The organism is Variovorax sp. W1I1, from assembly GCF_030815625.1.
GTDB classification, from domain to species: Bacteria; Pseudomonadota; Gammaproteobacteria; order Burkholderiales; family Burkholderiaceae_C; genus Variovorax; species Variovorax paradoxus_C.
In genome coordinates this window covers 149,852-169,866 of record NZ_JAUSWZ010000001.1, presented here as the reverse complement: position 1 = coordinate 169,866, position 20,015 = coordinate 149,852, and the positions used below count along the sequence as shown (strand labels likewise).

Genomic DNA, 20,015 nt, shown 5'->3' with positions numbered 1-20,015 from the left:
GCTCCCACCCGCGCATGACGCCGCGATGGCACACCCGTGACATCCCGGTGACGCGTGGCCCATTCGCAACGCCACAATCGCGCGATGCGACCTGGCCAGATCATCGTTCTTGCGACCCCCGTGTTCTTTTTGCTGATCGCGATCGAATTCGCGGTGGGCCGCATGCGGGCGCGCCGCGGCACGGGACACGACACCTACCGGCTGGCCGATGCGGTCAACAGCATTGGCCTGGGCATGCTGAGCCAGATCAGCGCGGTGCTCACCGGCCTCTTGCGCATCGGCATCTACACCGCGGTGTATTCGGCCGTGGCGCTGTTCCCCAAGGAGGCTGCGAGCGAGTTCTGGACGACCTGGTACGGCTGGCTGCTTGCGCTGGTGTTCTACGACCTCTGCTACTACTGGCTGCACCGCATGGGCCACGAATCGGCGGTGCTGTGGGCGGCGCACGTGGTGCATCACCAGAGCCAACACTACAACCTGTCGACCGCACTGCGACAGACATCGAGCGGTGCGCTGCTCGGATGGATCTTCTATCTGCCGATGGCGCTGGCCGGCGTGCCGCCGCTGGTGTTCGTCGTGGTGGCGCTCATCGACCTGCTCTACCAGTTCTGGGTGCACACCGAGCAAGTCGGCAAGCTGGGCTGGTTCGACCGCTGGTTCTGCTCGCCATCGAACCACCGGGTGCATCACGCGGTGAACGACACGTATCTGGACCGCAACTACGGCGGCATCCTGATCGTGTGGGACCGCATGTTCGGCACCTTCCGCGAAGAGGACGAACGCTGCGTCTACGGCACGCGCGGCGAGTTGAAAAGCTGGGACCCGCTGTGGGCCAATGCCGAGGTGTACTGGACGCTGGCCAAGGACTCGTGGCATGCGCGCAGCTGGGCCGACAAGCTGCGCGTGTGGTTCAAGCCGCCCGGCTGGCGGCCGGCCGATGTGGCGGCGCGCTTTCCAAAACCGGCTTTCGACATCGCGAAGGTCACGCGCTACGAGCCCGTCGTGAGCCGCGGGGTGCAGTGGTTCGCGGGCGTGCAGTTCCTGCTGATGCTGGGTGGCGTGGCCTTCTTTCTCTGGTTCTCCGACGGCATGCCGCTGCAGCGCTCCGCCGTCTGGCTGGCCGCATTGACGGCGAGCCTGTGGGCCATCGGCGCGGTGCTGCAGGGGCGCATTTCGGTCACCGAGGTGCTGCTGGTCGAGGCGGCCGCGCTGGCCACCGCGAGCGCGGCGCTGGGCATCGACTGGCTGCACCACATCTGCAAGCCGCTGGCGCTATCGATTGCGATCGTCTTCGCGGCACGGCGTGCGATGGCGTCTGGTGCAGTCACGCGCTTCGAAGGGCTGCTGCTCGCGGGCCTGGTCGCCTCGCTGGCCGGTGACGTGCTGCTGATGGGATCGGCAGCATTGTTCGTGCCCGGGCTCATCTGCTTCCTGCTCGCGCACCTGGCATACATCGCGCTGTTCCGCATCGGCGTGGGCATGTTCCCGCGCCGCGGGGTGCTGGTGGCGACGCTCCTGATCGGCGCGGGGATGTATGCGTTTCTCTGGCAGGGCGGGCTGCCGCCTGCGCTGCGCATTCCGGTCGGGGTCTACGTGGTGGTGATCGCCTGCATGGCGGCCCAGGCCATCGCGCGCGCGGTGGTGCTGCGAGCAGCCGATCCGTCAGCGGTGTGGGTGGCGGTGGGTGCGTGCTTCTTCATGCTGAGCGATGCACTGCTGGCGACCAACCGTTTTGTCTCGCCGCTGCCGCTGGCGCAGTTGTGGGTGCTGGCGACTTATTACGCGGCGCAGGTGTTGATCGTGCGGCACGTTCGCCGGCCGAGGAACTGACGCTTCAGTCCGCGCAACGCTGGATTTCCACCGTCGAGTGGCGAATCTCCTCATGCATCGAAAAGCAGGCACGCACCTCGTCGGCCGTGAGCGTGAGTGAGTGCGTCACCACCGTGAGCGCGCAGGCATAGGCATCGCGCCCCACGCGCCAGACGTGCAGGTCGGCCACGCGGGTTTCCGAATCGGCCAGCGTGGTCTCCACGCCTTCGCGGATCTCTTCGGTGACCGGGTGGTCCATCTCGCGGTCGAGCAGCACCTTGCCGGTTTCCTTCAGCAGGCCCCGGGCCCAGCTTGCGACCAGCACCGCGCCGACGATGCCCATGGCCGGGTCGAGCCAGGCCCAGCCGTAGAACCAGCCGCCCAGCAGCGCCGCGATGGCGAGCACCGAGGTGGCGGCGTCGGCCACCACGTGCAAGTAGGCGGAGCGCAGGTTCAGGTCGTGGCCGTGTTCGTGCGAATGACCGTGATCGTGGCCGTGGTGATGCCCATGGTCATGCCCGTGATCGTGGTGCGTGCCACCCAGCAGCCGCGCGCAGACCAGGTTGACCACGAGCCCCAGCACCGCCACCGAAATCGCCTCGGGGTAGTGGATCGCCGAAGGCGACCACAACCGCTCCAGCGAGCCCACCACCATCAGCGCCGCCACGCCGAGCAGCAGCAGCGCGCTCGCGAAGCCGCCGAGCACCTCGATCTTCCAGGTGCCGAAGGCAAATCGCGGATCGCGCGCATAGCGGCGCGCGGCCGCATAGGCAAAAGCGCTCAGGCCGATGGCCAGCGCGTGCGAACTCATGTGCCAGCCGTCGGCCAGCAGCGCCATCGAGTTGAACCACCAGCCCGCGCCGATCTCGATCACCATCATCGCGGCGGTGATCCACATCACGAGGCGCGTGCTGCGCTCGGCGGAGGCATTGCCGGCGCCGAACTGGTGGTCGTGCTGCCAGGCGCTCAGGTCATGGGTGTGCATGGGTTGTCAGACTCCGAAAAGGTCTTGTCCGTCCGAACGGCTCGAGGGCGGCGTCACGCCCAGGTGCCGGTAGGCCGCCAGCGTGGCGATGCGCCCGCGCGGCGTGCGCTGCAGGTAGCCCTGCTGGATGAGGTAGGGCTCGATCACGTCCTCGATGGTGTCGCGCTCCTCGCCGATGCTGGCCGCGACGTTGTCCAGGCCGACCGGGCCGCCGTCGAAGCGGTGGATCACGGCTTCGAGCAGCTTCCTGTCCATGAGGTCGAAGCCCTGCGGATCGACGTCGAGCATCGCGAGCGCCTTGTGGGCGATCTCCTCGGTGATGCGGCCGTTGCCCTTGACCTCGGCGTAGTCGCGCACGCGGCGCAGCAGGCGGTTGGCGATGCGGGGCGTGCCGCGCGAGCGGCGGGCGATCTCGAAGCCGCCGGTGTCGTCGGTTTCCACCTTGAGCAGGCGGGCGCTGCGGGTCACGATGAGCGCCAGTTCGTCGGGCGTATAGAACTCCAGCCGCGCGACGATGCCGAAACGGTCGCGCAGCGGGTTGGTCAGCATGCCGGCGCGGGTGGTGGCGCCCACCAGCGTGAAGGGCTGCAGGTCGAGCTTGATGCTGCGCGCCGCGGGGCCTTCGCCGATCATGATGTCGATCTGGTAGTCCTCCAGCGCGGGGTAGAGGATTTCCTCGACGACCGGGCTCAGGCGGTGGATCTCGTCGATGAAGAGCACGTCGTTGGGCTCGAGGTTGGTCAGCAGCGCCGCCAGGTCCTTGGGCTTTTCGAGCACCGGCCCGGAGGTCTGGCGCAGGTTGACGCCCAGCTCGGCCGCGATGATGTGAGACAGCGTGGTCTTGCCCAGGCCGGGCGGGCCGAACAGCAGCACGTGGTCGAGCGCTTCCTTGCGCTTGCGCGCGGCGCCGATGAAGATTTCGAGCTGCTCGCGCACCTTGGCCTGGCCGACGTATTCGTCTAGCAGCTTGGGGCGAAGGGCCCGTTCGATGGCCTCCTCGTTGGGCGAGGCGGGGGCGGCTGACACCACGCGCTGGGGGGCGGGTGCGAAATCGTCGGTCTGGATGGTCATGGGAGGGGGGTGTGCGCTGAAGAGTTTAGTACCGAGCGCCGCGCCGGGCCGCCCCAAGCAAGCGAGCGCCCCCTCGGGGGGCAGCGAGGACACGAAGTGCCGAGCATGGGGGCCATTCTCACTGGCAGAATGCTTCGGCCATATAACGAACGAGGGGAAGGCAGCACGTGTCGATCTACGAATTGAAGCCGCGTTTCCAGGCCCTGCTCCGGCCGCTGGTGGTCCGGCTGCATGCGATGGGCGTCACGGCCAATCAGGTCACGCTGGCGGCGTGCGTCGTCTCGGTCGCGCTCGGGCTCTGGCTTTTCTTCGCGGCGCCTTCGCTTGCCGCCTTCGCGCTCATTCCCGCATGGATGTTCCTGCGAATGGCCTTCAACGCCATCGACGGCATGCTGGCGCGCGAGCACAACCAGCAAAGCAAGCTGGGCGCCTTCCTCAACGAACTGACCGACGTGGTCTCCGACGCCGCGCTCTACCTGCCCTTTGCGCTGGTCGCGCCCTTCAGCCCGTTCTGGATCGGCACGGTGATCGTGCTGGCTGGGCTCAGCGAATTCGCCGGCGCGCTCGGCCCCACGGTGGGCGCCTCGCGCCGCTACGACGGCCCGCTGGGCAAGAGCGACCGGGCCTTCGTCTTCGGCGCGCTCGGCCTCTACGTGGCACTGGGCTGGCCGCTCGCGGGCTGGACGGCCTGGCTGATGCCGCTGCTGGCGGCGCTCGTGGCCTGGACCATCGTCAACCGCATTCGCCGCGCATTGGCCGAAGCCGATGCCGCCGGCCGCTGAACACATACCTACAAACAGACAGATATCGACAGGGATTCAATGACCGACATCACTTCACGCACAGCCCAAGAGCTTCATTTCCAGACGCACGACGGCGAATCGCTTTTCTACCGCCGCTGGCCGGCCACGGGCGCCGTGCGCCGCGGCGCCATCGTGCTGTTCCACCGCGGCCATGAGCACGGCGCGCGCATGGCGCACCTGGTCGACGAACTCGATCTGCCCGAATTCGACTTCTACGCCTGGGACGCGCGCGGCCACGGCCGCTCGCCGGGCCAGCGCGGCTACAGCCCGAGCTTCGGCACCTCGGTGCGCGACGTGCAGACCTTCGTGCATCACATCGGCACGGCGCACGGCGTGCCCGAACAAGACATCCACGTCGTCGCGCAGAGCGTCGGCGCGGTGCTGATCGCCACCTGGGCGCACGACTACGCGCCCAAGGTGCGCGGCCTCACGCTGGCCTCGCCCGCCTTCAAGGTGAAGCTCTACGTGCCCTTCGCGCGCGCCGGGCTCGGGCTGATGCACAAGCTGCGTGGTCTCTTCTTCGTCAACAGCTACGTGAAGGCCAAGTTCCTCACGCATGACCCGGAGCGCATCGCAAGCTACGAAAGCGATCCGCTGATCTCGCGGCCGATCGCGGTCAACATCCTGCTGGGCCTTTATGAAGCGGCCGACCGCGTGGTGGCCGATGCGAATGCGATCACGCTGCCCGTTCAGTTGCTGATCTCCGGCGCCGACTGGGTGGTGCACCACAAGCCGCAGCACCAGTTCTTTGAGCGGCTGGGCAGCGCCGTGAAGACCAAGACCGAACTGCCGGGCTTCTTCCACGACACGCTGGGCGAAAAAGACCGGGCACCGGCCGTCGCGCAGATCCGCGAATTCATCCTGCAGCGCTTCGACGCGCCGGCCGTGCCGGTCGACCGCACCGCGGCGCATCTGAGCGGCGATACGGCCGACGAATCTCGCGCACTGGCCGAGCCGCTCTCGCCGCTATCGCCGCGCGGCGCCTACTGGGCCATGACGCGCGCGGGCCTGCGCATCGGCGGCAAGCTCTCCAGCGGCATCGCGCTCGGCCACAAGACCGGCTTCGACTCGGGCAGCACGCTCGACTACGTCTACCGCAACCACCCCGAAGGCAAGGGCCCGCTCGGCCGGAACATCGACAACACCTACCTCAACTCGATCGGCTGGCGCGGCATCCGGCAGCGCAAGATCCACGTCGAGGAACTGATCCGCATCGCGATGGAACGCCTGGCCGAAATGCACCGCGAGGTGCGGGTGATGGACATCGCCGCCGGCCACGGCCGTTACGTACTCGACGCGGTGCTCGCGAGCCCCGTGAAGGCCGCCTCGATCCTGCTGCGCGACTACAGTGACATCAACGTGCGCGATGGCCGCGCCCTCATCGCCGAGAAGGGGCTGCAGGACACCGCGCAGTTCGTGCAGGCCGATGCCTTCGACCGCATCAGCCTCGCCACGGTGACGCCGCGGCCCACGCTGGCAGTGGTGTCGGGCCTGTATGAACTCTTTCCCGACAACGAGATGGTGCAGCGCTCGCTCGCGGGCGTGGGCGATGCGGTGGAAGACCGCGGCTACCTCGTCTACACCGGGCAGCCGTGGCACCCGCAGCTCGAGATGATCGCGCGCGCGCTCACCAGCCATCGCCAGGGCGAAGCCTGGGTGATGCGCCGCCGCACGCAGGTCGAGATGGACCAACTGGTGGAGGAAGCGGGCTTCCGCAAGATCGACCAGCGGGTCGATGAGTGGGGGATCTTCACGGTATCGCTGGCGGTGCGCACCGGGCGATGAAAGCCTGGTTCGAACAGCGCCCCTGGAAGCGCGCGGCCGCATGGCTGGTGTTCCTCGGGCCGCTGTTCTACGCGACCTACGGCTTCGCCAACTGGTGGGCCACCACGCGCGCGAACGTCCCGTCGATGGCGTTCGACTGGGAACGGCAAGTGCCGTTCTGGCCGTGGACGATCTTTCCGTACTGGACGATCAACGTGTTCTATGCGCTGTCGCTGTTCCTCGCGCGCAGCAAACACACGCTCGACCGGCATGCGCTGCGGCTCGTTACCGCGACCTTGATCGCCTGCACCTGCTTCATCGTCTGGCCGCTGCACTTCAGCTTCGGGCAGCCGCCGGTCGATGGCGCGCCGGCCTTCTTGTTCAACGCGCTGCGCGGCTTCGACCAGCCGTTCAACCAGGCGCCGTCGCTGCACATCGCACTCGCCGTGATCCTCTGGGACTGGTACCGGCAATTCATCCGCCCGCTGTGGGCACGGCTGGTGCTGCATGTGTGGGCGTTCGCGATCTGCGCCTCGGTGCTCACGACCTGGCAGCACCACTTCATCGACATTCCGACCGGCGCGCTGCTCGGGCTGGTGTGCGTGTGGTTGTGGCCTTTGGAGCGCGTGGTGTCGATGCGGCGCGCTTGGCAGGTCGCGCGCGATGCACAGCGGTGGAAGCTCGCCGGGTTCTATGCGGTGGGCGCGGTGCTGTTCCTCGCCACGGCCTTGTACGGCGGCGGCGGTGTGTGGCTGTGGCTCGCATGGCCAGCCGCATCGCTGGCCTTCGTGGCGCTCAACTACATCGGCTTCGGCGCGCGCGGCTTCCAGATGAATGGGCACGGACGCATGGGCTGGGCGGCGCGCTGGATCTTCGCGCCCTACCGGCTCTGCGCCGCGATCAACGCGTGGCTGTGGACGCGGAAGCTGCCGGCATCGGTCGAGGTCGTGCCCGGCCTGCGGCTCGGCCGGCGACCGACGCACGCCGAATGGCTCGCCGCCGGCAAGCCACGGCTCGTGAGTCTCTGCGCCGAGCTGCAGATGCCCGCCGATGTGCCGCACGCGCGCTGCGTGCCACTGCTCGACCTGACGGTGCCGCCGACGGTTCGCCTGCAGCGCGCGGCCGCGGTCATCGAAGGCCAGCGCCGCAATGCGGAGGGCGCGCCGGTCTGGGTCTGCTGCGCGCTCGGCTTTTCGCGCAGCGCCGCGGCGGTGATCGCTTGGCTCGGCCGCTACGGCTCGACCGGCGGAATAGCGCAGGCCGAAGACGCGGTGCGCCGCGCGCGGCCGCAGATCGTGCTGCGGCCCGCATGGCGTGTGTCGCTCGCGCCGCTGAAAACCCTGGAAGTCATACCGAAGGCGCCGCCCCATGACTGACAACGACCGCGCCACCTGCGCCGCACTCGCCGGACTGCTGCGCGCCTTCATGGTGCTGGCGATCTGGGGCTTCGCGCTGACATGCATCGCGGCGCTGGTGCTCGCGCTCACGCTGCGCTCGCTCCCGACCACGCCCGCCATGGGCTTCGGCGCAGTCGTGATCCTCGGCGTGCTCGAGCGCTACTTCGCGTTCCGGCTGCGGCTGGACCAGACGCTGTTCGGCGACCTGGCGCGCGGCACCATCGCCTCGCTCGACGCCCTGGACCGCGCGCTGGACCGCCTGGGCCTTCGCAATGCGCCGTCGTCGCCTTCCACACGGCCGCTCGACGACCGCGTACAGGGCACCCGCCAGCTCATGCAGCGCCATGCCATCGTGGTCGCCTGCCAGAGCGCCATGTTTCTCCTTGCCTTGATGACACAGGACATCTCTTGAACGAAGAAGACAACAACAAGAACGACAGCGCGCCCGCCCAGGCGCCCGAAAGCACGGCGCTGCGGCGCGGGCTGGCCATCGTCGCGGGCAAGCTGATCATCGGCGCGGCCGGGCTGCTGACCGGGGTGCGCGCGATCTGGTCGGGCACCAGCCCCAAGGCCGAGCAGACGCTGTACTTCGCCAACCACACGAGCCACGGCGACTTCGTGCTGCTGTGGGCGACCCTTCCGCCCGACCTGCGCGCGCTCACGCGGCCGGTTGCGGGGCAGGACTACTGGGAAGCCTCGAAGCTGCGCAACTTCATCGGCAAGGACGTGTTCAACGCGCTCATGATCCGGCGCGACGGCTCGGGCCAGGGCGGCAACCCGGTCGACCAGATGAAGGACGCGCTGGAAGGCGGCGACTCGCTCATCATGTTCCCCGAAGGCACGCGCAACACCGGCGACGAGATCCTGCTGCCGCTGAAAAGCGGTCTCTTCCACCTGGCCCGTGCCTGCCCCAACGTGCGGCTGGTGCCGGTGTGGATCGAGAACCTCAAGCGCGTGCTGCCCAAGGGCACGCTGGTGCCGATTCCGCTGGCCTGCACGGTGCGCTTCGGCACGCCGATCAAGCTGGAAGAAGGCGAAGACAAGAACACCTTCATCGCCCGCGCACGCACCGCCATGCTGGACCTGCGCCCCGAATACGACCGCAACGACAAGGCCGAGGGCGCCGCATCATGATCGAACTGTCTCCCTTCGCATGGACCACGCTCAAGCTCTTCGGCGGCGTCTTCGGTGTGTTGGTGCTGGCCTCGGCCATCGGCGCGCTGCTCAAGTGGCGCGTGGCGCACGGCCAACCGCATTCGGTGATCGACAACCTCAACTCGCGCGTCAATGCGTGGTGGGTGATGGTGGCGGTGATCGGCGTGGCCTTCGCGCTCGGCAAGGGCGGCGTGATCGTGCTGTTCTACCTGATCTCGTTCTATGCGCTGCGCGAGTTCATCAGCCTGGCCTATACGCGGCGCGGCGACCACGGGGCCATCGCGCTGGCCTTCTTCGTCGCATTGCCGGGGCAGTACTTCCTGATCTGGATCGACTGGTACGGGCTCTATTCGATCTACATCCCGGTCTACGCCTTCCTGCTCCTGCCCATTCTGGCGACGATGGGGGGCGACACGCAGCGCTTTCTGGAGCGCACCTCGAAAATCCAGTGGGGCCTGATGGTGTGCGTGTTCTGCATCAGCCACGTGCCCGCACTGCTCACGCTGCAGATTCCGGGCTTCGAGGGCCGCAACCTGCTGCTGATCGCGTTCCTGGTGATCGTGGTGCAGGGCAGCGACGTGCTGCAGTACGTGTGGGGCAAGCTGCTCGGCAAGCGCAAGGTGGCGCCGGAACTGTCGCCTTCCAAGACCTGGGAAGGCCTGATCGGCGGCGTGGCGAGCGCCACCGCGCTGGGCGCCGCGCTCTACTGGGCCACGCCGTTCAACCCGTGGCAAGCCGCGCTGATGGCGCTCACGATCTGCCTGATGGGCTTCTTCGGCGGGCTGGTCATGTCGGCCATCAAGCGCGACCGCGGCGTGAAGGACTGGGGCTCGATGATCGAAGGCCACGGCGGCATGCTCGACCGGCTGGACTCGGTGATCTTCGCTGCACCGATCTACTTTCACGCGCTGCGCTATTGGTGGGTGCCGTGAGCACGGCGGCTGCCAAAAAGGCTGCAAAACCGGCAGCGAAAGCGGAGCGCATCGTCGATGACGCGCCTGTCGAATTCGCGAACGCTGCGGCGCTCACGCGCTGGTACAAGCGCCACCACGGCACGCATGCCGGCGTGTGGCTGCGCATCGCGAAGAAAGCCAGCGGCATCGCCTCTGTCGACCACCCCGAGGCGCTCGAGATCGCACTGTGCTTCGGCTGGATCGACGGGCAGCGCAAGAGCGACAAGAGCGACGGCGAACAGTATTTTTTGCAGCGCTTCACGCCGCGCACCGCACGCAGCACCTGGTCGAAGATCAACCGCGACAAGGCGCTGAAGCTGATCGATGAAGAGCGCATGCAGCCGGCCGGGCTGGCCGAGGTCGAACGCGCGAAGGCCGATGGCCGCTGGGAGGCCGCCTACGACGCCGCGAGCGTGGCGACCGTGCCGCCCGACCTGCAGGCCGCGCTCGATGCGAACAAGAAGGCCGCGAAGTTCTTCGCTACGCTGGATTCGCGCAACCGCTATGCGGTGCTGTTCCGCACGCAGGGTGCAAAGAAGGCCGAGACGCGCGCGCGGCGCATCGCGCAGTTCGTGGCGATGCTCGCGAAGGGCGAGAAGATCCACCCCTAGTCTTCGTCCATCACCCGTGAGCGGCCGAACCAGAAGCCGATGATCAGGCCCACGGTGCCGAAGCCCAAGCCGCCCCAAAGGCTCAGGAAATTGAAGGCGTTGTAGCGGCCCGCATCCGCTGCCAGCGCACTCACCAGCTCCGGCTCGACCAAGCCGCCCAGACCTCGCGCGGCCGCGAAATCGAAGCCCGCATCGCCCAGGTAGTTCAGCGTCAGCAGCATCGGCAGCACGGTCAGGAACGGAAACCACGCACCGCGTACCTTGCGCCAGTTCATGAAGTAGGCGGCTGCCAGCAGCACGGCGCCCGCCCCGATCAATCCGAGCACGACGGGCCGCCGGGCCAGCGGCAGCAGCCAGGGCCAGATCCATTGCAGCGGATAGAGCGGCCACTCCGCCTGCGGCGCGAGGCCACCCGGCCGCGCGAAGGCCTGCCACCCCAGCGCCAGCGTGGCGCGGCCCACCAGCGCAGACGCACAGGCCACGGCCGCAACGCCCAGGCAGCCGATGCGCAGCAGAGACGAACGAGGCTCGGGAAACACATGCGGCGGCATGACGGTCCGCGTGTAGCTGCCACGGCTCCAGCGCTTGGTGACCACGATGACCTGCGGTTGCGTCTGCGGCGGCGTCAGTTCGCCGCGGACCAGCCAGTCGATCGCAAAGATCGCCAGCGCGAACGCCATCGCGGCGGCGAGCCACGCACAGGCGCCCGGCATGTCGATGAAGCCGGCCGGCGTCATCATCGGCAGGTTGCCGTAGACGATGCCCGCGCATCCGTAGGCCAGAAGAATCGGCACGCAGCCGATCAGGGCCGCGCGCATGAGCAGCGAGTCGCTCTCGACCGACTCGTGGCGCAGCGCCTCGACGCGCGACCACGCGCCGCGCAGGCTCACTTGGCCAGGGCCTTCAGCGCCAGCTTGATGCCTTCGCTCACCGTCGCCTCCTTGGGCAGTGCCTTGAGCGCGAGCGCGGCTTCCTTGTCGCTGTAGCCCAGCGCGATCAGCGCCTGCAGGATGTCGGCCTGCGCGTCGGAGGCCGCATGCGTGGGCAGGCCGATGTCGGCGCCCAGCTTGCCCTTGAGCTCCAGCAGCAGCCGCTCGGCGGTCTTCTTGCCGATGCCGGGAATCTTCACGAGCCGGCCGAGCTCCTGCGTGGTGATCGCCTGCGACAGCTCGCCCACGCTCATGCCCGAGAGCAGCCCGAGCGCGGTGCGCGGCCCCACGCCGGTGATCTTGATGAGCTGGCGGAAAGCCGCGCGCTCCTCGGCGGTACCGAAACCGTAGAGAATCTGCGCGTCCTCGCGCACCACGAAGTGCGTGAGCAGCGAAACGCGCTCTCCGGTGCCGGGCAGGTTGTAGAACGTGCTCATCGGCACATCGACCTCGTAGCCGACGCCGTTGCAGTCCACCACCACTTGCGGTGGGTTGCGCTCGGCCAGGATGCCGGTGAGTTTGCCTATCATGGGTGCCCTTTTTCCTTGAAATGTCCGGCGTGATTCTGCGACACACCTTTACCCCACCGAACAACTCGCGCCTCGGACACCTGTGCGGCCCCCTCGACGCGCACCTGCGCCGCATCGAGGAAGCACTGGGCGTGAAGATCGCGCACCGCCACGAGCAGTTCAAGGTCGACGGCCCCAAGGCCTCGGCGCAGCGCGCGATGGACGTGCTGCAGGCGCTGTACGAAATCGCCCAGCGCCCGATCGATCCGGCCGTGGTGCAGCTCACGCTGGCGGGCGACGGCTCGATGAGCGACGAGGACGCGGCCATGCTCGTCACCCGCCGCGCCGACCTGCGCGCGCGCACGCCGACGCAGGCGCTGTACCTGGACAACATCGCCAAGCACGACATCACCTTCGGCATCGGTCCGGCCGGCACCGGCAAGACCTACCTCGCGGTGGCCTGCGCGGTCGATGCGCTGGAGCGCGCGGCGGTGCAGCGCATCGTGCTCACGCGGCCGGCCGTGGAAGCCGGTGAGCGGCTCGGCTTTCTGCCGGGCGACCTGACGCAGAAGGTCGACCCGTATCTGCGTCCGCTGTATGACGCGCTCTACGACCTCATGGGTTACGAGAAGGTGCAGAAGGCCTTCGAACGCAATGCGCTCGAAATCGCGCCGCTGGCCTTCATGCGCGGGCGCACGCTGAACAACGCGTTCGTGATCCTGGACGAAGCGCAGAACACCACGGTCGAGCAGATGAAGATGTTCCTCACGCGCATCGGCTTCGGCGCGAAGGCGGTGGTGACCGGCGACGTGAGCCAGATCGACCTGCCCAAGCAGCAACTGAGCGGCCTGATCGACGCCGAGCGCGTGCTCCGGCGCGTGAGCGGCATCGCGATCACGCACTTCACGAGTGCCGACGTGGTGCGGCACCCGCTGGTGGCGAAGATCGTCGATGCCTATGACGGGCAGCGCAAGCGCAGCGGCGCGAATTGAGATGGCGCTGCCGGCACTTTCTCTTTCGCTGCAGTTCGGTCGTTTCAAGGGCGTCGAGCGGCACCGCATCGCGCTGCCGCGCCACCGCGTTGCGCGCTGCATCCGCCATGCGCTGGACATCGACGGCGAAATCACGGTGCGCATCGTCGATGCCGACGAAGGCCAGCGCCTGAACCGCGAATTCCGCGGCAAGGACTACGCGACCAACGTGCTGACCTTCGACTATGCGCAGAGCCCGGTCGCCATGGCCGACCTGGTGCTGTGCGCGCCGGTGGTCGCGCGCGAAGCGAAGGAGCAGCGCAAGACGCTGGCCGCGCACTACGCGCACCTGCTGGTGCACGGCACGCTGCACGCGCAGGGCTGGGACCACGAGACCAGCGAAGCCGACGCCGACGAGATGGAGGCGTACGAAATCCAGATCCTCGCGGAGCTGGGCATCCGCGATCCGTACGGCAAGTAGCTGCTGCTACGCCGACATCTGCAGCGGGATCGTGACCGGCCCGTCGTTGACGAGGTGCACCTGCATGTCGGCGCCGAACTCGCCGGTCGCCACCACCGGATGCGCCGCGCGCGCCTGCGCCACGAAGTACTCGTAGAGCCGCCGGCCCTCGTCGGGCGGCGCCGCGAGCGTGAAGCTGGGTCGGTTGCCGCCGCTCACGTCGGCCGCCAGCGTGAACTGGCTCACCACCAGCAGCCCGCCGCCGATGTCCTGCACGCTGCGGTTCATCTTGCCGGCGTCGTCCGAGAAGATGCGCAGCTTGAGGATCTTGGCGAGCATGCGGTCGGCGAGCGCATCGACGTCGCCGCGTTCCGCGCACAAGAGGATCAAGAGGCCGGCATCGATGGCGCCGACGGTCTGGCCGGCAATGTCGACGCGGGCGTTAGCGACGCGCTGAAGGATGGCTTTCATGGGTGTCCGTGTCCTTCCACGATCTGGGTGGCGCGCGCTTCCATCGTGAGCGGCAGCAATTGGATGGTGACGCGCAGGCCGGGCACGGCGTCCATCAGGGCCTGCTCGAGTTCGTCGCGGAGGCTGGCCGCGCGCTGCAGGGTCCAGTCGCCGGGCACGTGCATGTGCAGGTCGGCAAAGCGGCGCTGGCCGGCGCCGCGGGTCACCATGTCGTCGAAGCGCAGCCGGCCCCCGTCGGGCTGGCGCGCGGCGAAGGCGTCGAGCGTGGCGCGCACGGTGGCGAGGGTTTCGGCGTCGAGCGCTTCGTCCATCAGGCCCTGCGAGGAGCGCCACACCAGCTTGACGCCCTCGCGCACGATGTTCAGCGCCACGCCGATGGCCAGCAGCGGATCGAGCCATAGCCAGCCGGTGAAGTGCACGGCGACGATGCCTATGACCACGGCGGCGGAGGTCCACACGTCGGTCATCAGGTGGCGGCCGTCGGCCTCCAGCGCAATGGAGCGGTGCGTGCGCGCTGCGCGGAACAGCATCACGGCCAGCGCCGCATTGAGGCCCGAGCTGACCACCGACAGCGCCAGGCCCCAACCCAGTTGCTCGAGCGGCTGGGGCGACAGCAGCCGCTGCACCGACACCCAGAGAATCGCCACCGCGGCGCCGACGATCAGGATGCCTTCGAAGCCGGAGGAAAAGTATTCGGCTTTGTGGTGGCCGTAGGGATGGTCGTCGTCGGCCGGCCGCTCGGCGATGGTCACCATTGCCAAGGCGAACATGGCGCTGGCAAGATTGACGAACGACTCCATCGCATCGGAGATCAGGCCCATCGAATTCGTCATGTAGCCCGCCAGCCCCTTGAGCACGATGGTGGCCAGGGCAACGGCCACAGAAACGCGGAGCAGTGTTTTGGGAGTGAGCGTCATGGGCAAGCGGGAGCTGAATCGACAAAAGACGACGCAAAAAACGGCAAAAGGCCGCAAGATGTCGCTGAATTATCGACGTAGTGTCTATATGTAACGCCTTCGGCTTAATATTTTGACTATTGCGAAACATTCTTCGCAGAGAGTCGGGACGATGAAAAACTTTTTGAACATTCTGGGCGGCCTCGCCCTGCTGGGCGCCACCGTGATGGCCCAGGCCCAAACAACACCGCCGCCGGCCACGCCGGCCGCCGCGGTTGCCGACCTCCAGGCGGGTTTCGTGAAGTCGGTGCGCGGCAATGTGCAGTTGCTCAGTGCCGCCGGCACCACCCGCACCGCCGCCGCCGGCGACGCGCTGGGGTCCGTCGATCGCATCGTGACCGGCCCCGACTCTTCGGCCGCCGTGGTCCTGCGGGACGACACGACGCTGGTGGTCGGTCCCTCCTCGCGGCTGGACCTGAAGGAATTCCACTTCGACGCCACCACCCGCGACGGCGGGCTGCTGGTGTCGCTGCTGCGCGGCTCGATGCGCATGATCACGGGCCTCATCGGCAAGACCAATCCCGACGCGGTTCGGGTCGAGACGCAGACCGCGACCATCGGCATTCGCGGCACCGATTTCATCGTTCAAACCGACGGAAAGCCATGATGCCGACGAGCATGTCGCCCCGCCCGCTCCTTCTTCTCTCCACCGCACTGGTCACCGCATTGCTCGCCGCCTGCTCGACGCCGGGCACGCGCGTGGTGCTGCTGCCGCAGGCCGACGGCAAGCCCTCCGCCGTCGTGGTGCGCGCCAAGGACGGGGAAGAAGTCCTTTCCAGGCCCTACCAGCGTGCAACGGCCGCGGTGGGCGCCAGCGGCGCGCCGGTGGTCGACCAAGCCGATGCGGCCAAGGTCCAGGCGGAAAACAAGCCGCTTTTCGACATGCGTCCGCCCCCGCCGCAGCGCTACACCGTGTTCTTCGAAGTCGGCGGCACCACGCTGACGCCGGCTTCGCAGCAGATCATGACCGAGGCGCTGGCCGCGGCCCTGGCACGCAGCGGCGGCGACATCGTGGTGACGGGCCACACCGACACCAAAGGCACCGGCGAATCGAACGACCAGTTGTCGCGCCGCCGGGCGCAGGAAGTGGTTCAGCTCTTCGTCGAGCGGCAGTTCCCGGCCAACCGCGTCGAGGCCGTGGGCCGGGGCGAGCGCGATCTGGCCGTGCCGACCGCCGACGAGGTGGACGAGCCGCGCAACCGGCGGGTCACGATCGAAGTCCGGTAATCAAGAGAAATGGCCCCGCGGGGCCTTTTTCTTTGGGGTCAGCTCAGGGTCACGCGGGCGAACTTGCGTTTGCCGACCTGCACCACATAACTGCCCGCAGGCAGCTTCAGCCCCTTGTCGCTGATCACGACCGAGTCGACGCGCACGCCGCCGCCATCGATCAGCCGGTTGCCATCCCCGGCTGAAGACGCCAGGTTGGCTTGCTTGAGCAGTTGGCCGATGCCCAGTGGCGCGCCACTTAGCGACACCTCGGGAATCTCATCCGGCACGCCACCCTTGCTGCGGTTGATGAAATCCTGCTCCGCCGTTTCGGCCGCCGCCGCGCTGTGGAAGCGCGCGGTGATTTCCTTGGCCAGCGCGACCTTCGCGTCCTTCGGATTGCGGCCGCCTGCGATCTCGGCCTTCAGCGCCTCGATCTGCTCCAGCGACTGGAAGCTCAGGAGCGTGTACCAGCGCCACATCAGGTCATCGGAAATCGACAGCACCTTGGCGAACATGGTGTTGGCGTCTTCGCTGATGCCGATGTAGTTGTTCTTGCTCTTGGACATCTTCTCGACGCCATCGAGCCCTTCGAGCAGCGGCATAGTGAGGATGCACTGCGGCTCTTGCCCGTATTCCTGCTGGAGATGGCGGCCGACGAGCAGGTTGAACTTCTGGTCCGTGCCGCCCAGCTCGAGGTCGCTCTTGAGCGCCACCGAGTCGTAGCCCTGCATCAGCGGGTAGAGGAATTCGTGCACCGAGATCGACTGGCCGGCCTTGAAGCGCTTGTTGAAGTCGTCCCGCTCCATCATCCGGGCGACCGTGTACTTGGCCGCCAGCTGGATCATCCCGCGGGCGCCCAGCGGGTCGCTCCATTCGGAGTTGTAGCGAATCTCGGTCTTCTCGGGGTCCAGCACCAGGCTGGCCTGCTTGTAGTAAGTCTGGGCGTTGGCCTCGATCTGCTCCCGGGTGAGCGGCGGGCGGGTGTTGTTGCGGCCGGAGGGGTCGCCGATCGTGCTGGTGAAGTCGCCGATCAGGAAGATCACCCGGTGCCCCAGGTCCTGGAGCTGGCGCATCTTGTTGAGCACCACGGTGTGGCCGATGTGGATGTCGGGGGCGGTCGGATCGAGCCCGAGCTTGATGCGCAGGGGGGTTCCGGTGGCTTCGGAGCGCTGCAGCTTGCGCACCCACTCGTCCTGCGGCAGCAGCTCGTCAGCCCCACGGAGGGATATTTCGAGCGCGCGTCCTACACTATTTGAGAGGCTCATGGATGTAACAGATTCGGCCTTTACGGGCTTTTTTGGCTGACTTTTGGGATGCCGAAGCTATACTCAGCCCGACTTTTCAAGCGCCGAATTCTAAGCGGCGCTTTTTCCGCACCGTCTCCTGCCGCCCTGAACGCACTGGGCCTTGCAGCACGGATTTGCAGAACCTGAGCTGGAATTCATAGTTTGATCAACGGCATTCTTGCCGCCGAGGAGCTTCTCGCTTCTCGCGTGGCCTATACGTTCCGTACCTACCCCAAGCAGATCACCGCGATCATCGCCGCGGCGATGTTGAGCGCCGGCACCCTCGCGGTGGCCTCGCTGGGTCCGGACGCTTCCGACCTTCCGGTCCACCAGATCCTCGAAGCCACTGCCGCGCCGCAGTCGTTCGTGGACCAGAGCGCATCGCTCGAGGGCTTCAGCTTCACGCTGTTCCGCACCGACACCACCCGCGCCAGCGATACGGCCGAGGCCCTGCTCCGGCGCCTGGGCATTTCGGACCCCGCCGCCACCGCCTTCGTGCGCAGCAGCGGCGAAGCCCGCGGGGCGCTGTTCGCGCGCGTCGGTCGCACGGTCACGGCCGAAGCCACCCAGGAAAACCAGCTCAAGAAGCTCAGCGCCCGCTGGATTCCCGATGGCGACGGCGGCTTCAAGCGCTTCGTGATCGAGCGCACGCCGGTCGGCTTCGTCGCCCTCACCGAGCGCGACACGCTGACGCCGGGCACACGCCTGGCGAGCGGCACCATCCGCACCTCGCTGTTCGCCGCCACCGACGACGCGCGCATTCCCGACGCGGTGGCGAGCCAGCTGGCCGACATCTTTGCAGGCGACGTCGACGTGCGCGCTCTGCGCAAGGGCGATCGTTTCGCCGTGGTCTACGAAACCTTCGAAGCCGACGGCCAGGCGCTGCGCAGCGGCCGCGTGCTCTCGGCCGAGTTCGAGAACAACGGCAGGATCCACCAAGCCGTCTGGTTCCAGCCCCCGGGCGCAAACCAGAAGGGCAGCTACTACCGCCCGAACGGCGACAGCCTGCGCAAGGCCTACCTGGCGACACCGGTCGAGTTCTCGCGCGTGTCCAGCGGCTTCGCGATGCGCATGCACCCGATCCTGAACAGCTGGCGCCAGCACAACGGCATCGACTACGCAGCGCCCACCGGCACCGCGGTGCGCACGGTCGGCGACGGCACGGTCGATTTCGCCGGCACGCAGAGCGGCTACGGCAACATCGTCATCATCACCCACCGCAACAACCAGCAGACGGCGTATGCGCACCTGAGCCGCATCGACGTCAAGGCCGGCCAGAGCGTGAGCCAGGGCCAGGCGATCGGCGCCGTGGGCTCGACGGGCTGGGCGACCGGTCCGCACCTGCACTTCGAATTCCGCGTGGGCGGCGTCTATCAAGACCCCGCCACCATCGCGCAAGAAGGCGGCGCCCCGATCACCGCGGCCCTGCGCCCGGCGTTCGAACGGATCGCCGTCGGCGCCCGCACCGAACTGGCAGCCGCCTTCTCCGTCATCCAGGCCAGCGCCGACTGATCACGATCGCGGCGGTCTTCTCCAGACACCGATCCTGAGATGGCCGCCGAACTTTTCATCGGCCTGATGTCGGGCACCTCGCTCGACGGCGTCGATGGCGTGCTTGCCGACCTTTCCGACGGCCGAATCGCGGTGAAGGCCTACGCGACCGCGGAGTTTCCCGTGGCCCTGCGCGCGGAGCTCCTGGCGCTCAACACACCCGGCGACAACGAACTGCACCGTGCAGCGCTGGCCGGCAACGGACTTGCCCGGGCCTATGCCGGCGTGGTGCAGCAGTTGCTGGCGGACAGCGGCATCAACGCCGGCGCCATCGCCGCCATCGGGGCACACGGACAGACGGTGCGCCACCGGCCACTCGAATTCGACGACGTCGGCTACACCCTGCAGATCAACAACCCGTCGCTGCTGGCCGAACTGACGGGGATCGACGTGGTCGGCGACTTTCGCAGCCGCGACCTTGCGGCGGGCGGCCAGGGCGCGCCGCTGGTGCCGGCGTTTCACCGCGCCCTGTTCGCGCGCGCCGACGAGACCGTCGCGGTGCTGAATATCGGCGGCATTTCCAACCTGAGCCTGCTCCCGGCCACCAATGCGCCCGACGGTGCCATCGTGCTGGGCTTCGACTGCGGCCCCGGCAATGCGCTGATGGACCACTGGTGCCAGACCTACCAAGGCCAGCCCTTCGATCGAGGCGGCCAATGGGCGGCGAGCGGGCAGGTGCTGCCCCAGTTGCTCGCGCAATTGCGGGCCGATCCGTATTTCACCAAGGCGCCGCCGAAGAGCACGGGGCGCGACCTGTTCAATCCGACCTGGCTGGCCTCGCAACTCGGCACCACGGCCATGGCGCCGGCCGACGTGCAGGCCACGCTGACCGAACTGACGGCGAGCACCTGCGCTGCCGACCTTCTCAGCTACGGAAAAGACAGCAAGCTGCTGATCGTGTGTGGCGGCGGCGCGCTGAACGACCATCTCCTGGAGCGCCTGCGCGCGCTGCTTCCCCGTGTGAAGGTGGTGGCATCGACCGATCAGGGCTTGCCGCCGCAGCAGGTTGAAGCCGCGGCTTTTGCCTGGCTCGCGCGCTGCACGGTGCGGCGCGAAGCAGGCAATCTGGCCAGCGTGACCGGGGCGCGCGGCGCGCGGGTGCTGGGCGCGATCTACCCGGCCTGA

Annotated in this window: 21 protein-coding genes; 14 read left to right on the top strand and 7 right to left on the bottom strand. The window is 67.7% G+C overall.

The window, feature by feature from the left end; genetic code table 11:
* Positions 1-84 precede the first annotated feature (84 nt).
* Entirely contained in the window at positions 85-1,830 is a 1,746-nt protein-coding gene (locus QFZ83_RS00805) for a lysoplasmalogenase family protein (protein ID WP_307501452.1), read from the top strand.
* Between the two features lie 4 nt (positions 1,831-1,834).
* Here QFZ83_RS00805 and dmeF read toward each other — a convergent pair whose 3' ends face one another.
* Together dmeF and ruvB are read right to left on the bottom strand one after the other, a co-directional pair.
* Positions 1,835-2,794, bottom strand: a complete 960-nt coding sequence (gene dmeF / locus QFZ83_RS00800) for a CDF family Co(II)/Ni(II) efflux transporter DmeF (protein ID WP_306881503.1) — start codon at positions 2,792-2,794, stop codon at positions 1,835-1,837.
* A gap of 6 nt (positions 2,795-2,800) precedes the next feature.
* Positions 2,801-3,865: a Holliday junction branch migration DNA helicase RuvB gene (gene ruvB / locus QFZ83_RS00795; protein WP_307501451.1), complete on the bottom strand. Its 1,065-nt coding sequence runs from the start codon at positions 3,863-3,865 to the stop codon at positions 2,801-2,803.
* Positions 3,866-4,032: 167 nt separating this feature from the next.
* Between ruvB and QFZ83_RS00790 the strand changes: the two genes are divergently transcribed.
* The 7 genes from QFZ83_RS00790 to QFZ83_RS00760 are packed head-to-tail and all read left to right on the top strand — an operon-like array spanning position 4,033 to position 10,548.
* The gene (locus tag QFZ83_RS00790) at positions 4,033-4,647 is read left to right on the top strand and encodes a CDP-alcohol phosphatidyltransferase family protein (RefSeq protein ID WP_307501449.1); all 615 of its coding nucleotides are present in this window, start codon (positions 4,033-4,035) and stop codon (positions 4,645-4,647) included.
* Between the two features lie 39 nt (positions 4,648-4,686).
* Positions 4,687-6,453, top strand: a complete 1,767-nt coding sequence (locus tag QFZ83_RS00785) for a bifunctional alpha/beta hydrolase/class I SAM-dependent methyltransferase (protein ID WP_307501447.1) — start codon at positions 4,687-4,689, stop codon at positions 6,451-6,453.
* On the top strand, positions 6,450-7,808 hold the full coding sequence (locus tag QFZ83_RS00780) for a phosphatase PAP2/dual specificity phosphatase family protein (RefSeq protein WP_307501445.1): 1,359 nt from the start codon (positions 6,450-6,452) through the stop codon (positions 7,806-7,808). The genes QFZ83_RS00785 and QFZ83_RS00780 overlap by 4 nt, the downstream gene beginning before the upstream one ends.
* Positions 7,801-8,241 carry a hypothetical protein gene (locus tag QFZ83_RS00775; protein WP_013543647.1) on the top strand — a complete coding sequence of 147 codons (441 nt, stop codon included), beginning with the start codon at positions 7,801-7,803 and terminating at the stop codon, positions 8,239-8,241. The genes QFZ83_RS00780 and QFZ83_RS00775 overlap by 8 nt, the downstream gene beginning before the upstream one ends.
* Positions 8,238-8,963 carry a 1-acyl-sn-glycerol-3-phosphate acyltransferase gene (locus QFZ83_RS00770; RefSeq protein WP_013543648.1) on the top strand — a complete coding sequence of 242 codons (726 nt, stop codon included), beginning with the start codon at positions 8,238-8,240 and terminating at the stop codon, positions 8,961-8,963. The genes QFZ83_RS00775 and QFZ83_RS00770 overlap by 4 nt, the downstream gene beginning before the upstream one ends.
* The gene (locus QFZ83_RS00765; protein ID WP_013543649.1) at positions 8,960-9,916 is read left to right on the top strand and encodes a phosphatidate cytidylyltransferase; all 957 of its coding nucleotides are present in this window, start codon (positions 8,960-8,962) and stop codon (positions 9,914-9,916) included. Before QFZ83_RS00770 ends, QFZ83_RS00765 begins: the two co-directional genes overlap by 4 nt.
* Entirely contained in the window at positions 9,913-10,548 is a 636-nt protein-coding gene (locus tag QFZ83_RS00760) for a YdeI family protein (protein ID WP_307501443.1), read from the top strand. The genes QFZ83_RS00765 and QFZ83_RS00760 overlap by 4 nt, the downstream gene beginning before the upstream one ends.
* On the opposite strand, the gene QFZ83_RS00755 is transcribed toward QFZ83_RS00760, so the two are convergent.
* Positions 10,545-11,438, bottom strand: coding sequence for a hypothetical protein (locus QFZ83_RS00755; protein ID WP_307501441.1), 894 nt, complete (start codon positions 11,436-11,438; stop codon positions 10,545-10,547). The two genes, QFZ83_RS00760 and QFZ83_RS00755, sit on opposite strands and share 4 nt — an antisense overlap.
* The gene (ruvA, locus tag QFZ83_RS00750) at positions 11,435-12,007 is read right to left on the bottom strand and encodes a Holliday junction branch migration protein RuvA (protein WP_307501439.1); all 573 of its coding nucleotides are present in this window, start codon (positions 12,005-12,007) and stop codon (positions 11,435-11,437) included. The genes QFZ83_RS00755 and ruvA overlap by 4 nt, the downstream gene beginning before the upstream one ends.
* 20 nt (positions 12,008-12,027) lie before the next feature.
* Here ruvA and QFZ83_RS00745 point away from each other — a divergent pair, with 20 nt between their 5' ends.
* Positions 12,028-12,978 (top strand): PhoH family protein, encoded by a 951-nt coding sequence (locus QFZ83_RS00745; RefSeq protein ID WP_013543653.1) that lies wholly within the window; start codon positions 12,028-12,030, stop codon positions 12,976-12,978.
* Position 12,979: 1 nt separating this feature from the next.
* Positions 12,980-13,438 carry an rRNA maturation RNase YbeY gene (gene ybeY / locus QFZ83_RS00740; protein ID WP_013543654.1) on the top strand — a complete coding sequence of 153 codons (459 nt, stop codon included), beginning with the start codon at positions 12,980-12,982 and terminating at the stop codon, positions 13,436-13,438.
* A 6-nt stretch (positions 13,439-13,444) separates the two neighbouring features.
* Here the strand turns inward: ybeY and dtd are convergent, their stop codons facing one another.
* Positions 13,445-13,888, bottom strand: coding sequence for a D-aminoacyl-tRNA deacylase (gene dtd / locus QFZ83_RS00735; protein WP_013543655.1), 444 nt, complete (start codon positions 13,886-13,888; stop codon positions 13,445-13,447).
* Entirely contained in the window at positions 13,885-14,805 is a 921-nt protein-coding gene (locus tag QFZ83_RS00730) for a cation diffusion facilitator family transporter (RefSeq protein ID WP_307501435.1), read from the bottom strand. Before QFZ83_RS00730 ends, dtd begins: the two co-directional genes overlap by 4 nt.
* Positions 14,806-14,956: 151 nt before the next feature.
* On the opposite strand from QFZ83_RS00730, the gene QFZ83_RS00725 reads away from it, so the two are divergent.
* Together QFZ83_RS00725 and QFZ83_RS00720 are read left to right on the top strand one after the other, a co-directional pair.
* Entirely contained in the window at positions 14,957-15,451 is a 495-nt protein-coding gene (locus QFZ83_RS00725; RefSeq protein WP_307501433.1) for a FecR family protein, read from the top strand.
* Positions 15,448-16,071, top strand: coding sequence for an OmpA family protein (locus tag QFZ83_RS00720; RefSeq protein ID WP_307501431.1), 624 nt, complete (start codon positions 15,448-15,450; stop codon positions 16,069-16,071). The genes QFZ83_RS00725 and QFZ83_RS00720 overlap by 4 nt, the downstream gene beginning before the upstream one ends.
* Before the next feature lie 38 nt (positions 16,072-16,109).
* Here QFZ83_RS00720 and tyrS read toward each other — a convergent pair whose 3' ends face one another.
* Complete coding sequence (tyrS, locus tag QFZ83_RS00715; RefSeq protein WP_307501429.1) at positions 16,110-17,318, bottom strand: tyrosine--tRNA ligase; 1,209 nt, start codon at positions 17,316-17,318, stop codon at positions 16,110-16,112.
* Between the two features lie 183 nt (positions 17,319-17,501).
* Between tyrS and QFZ83_RS00710 the strand changes: the two genes are divergently transcribed.
* The gene (locus QFZ83_RS00710) at positions 17,502-18,851 is read left to right on the top strand and encodes a M23 family metallopeptidase (protein WP_013543660.1); all 1,350 of its coding nucleotides are present in this window, start codon (positions 17,502-17,504) and stop codon (positions 18,849-18,851) included.
* A gap of 39 nt (positions 18,852-18,890) precedes the next feature.
* On the top strand, positions 18,891-20,015 hold the full coding sequence (locus QFZ83_RS00705; protein ID WP_307501427.1) for an anhydro-N-acetylmuramic acid kinase: 1,125 nt from the start codon (positions 18,891-18,893) through the stop codon (positions 20,013-20,015).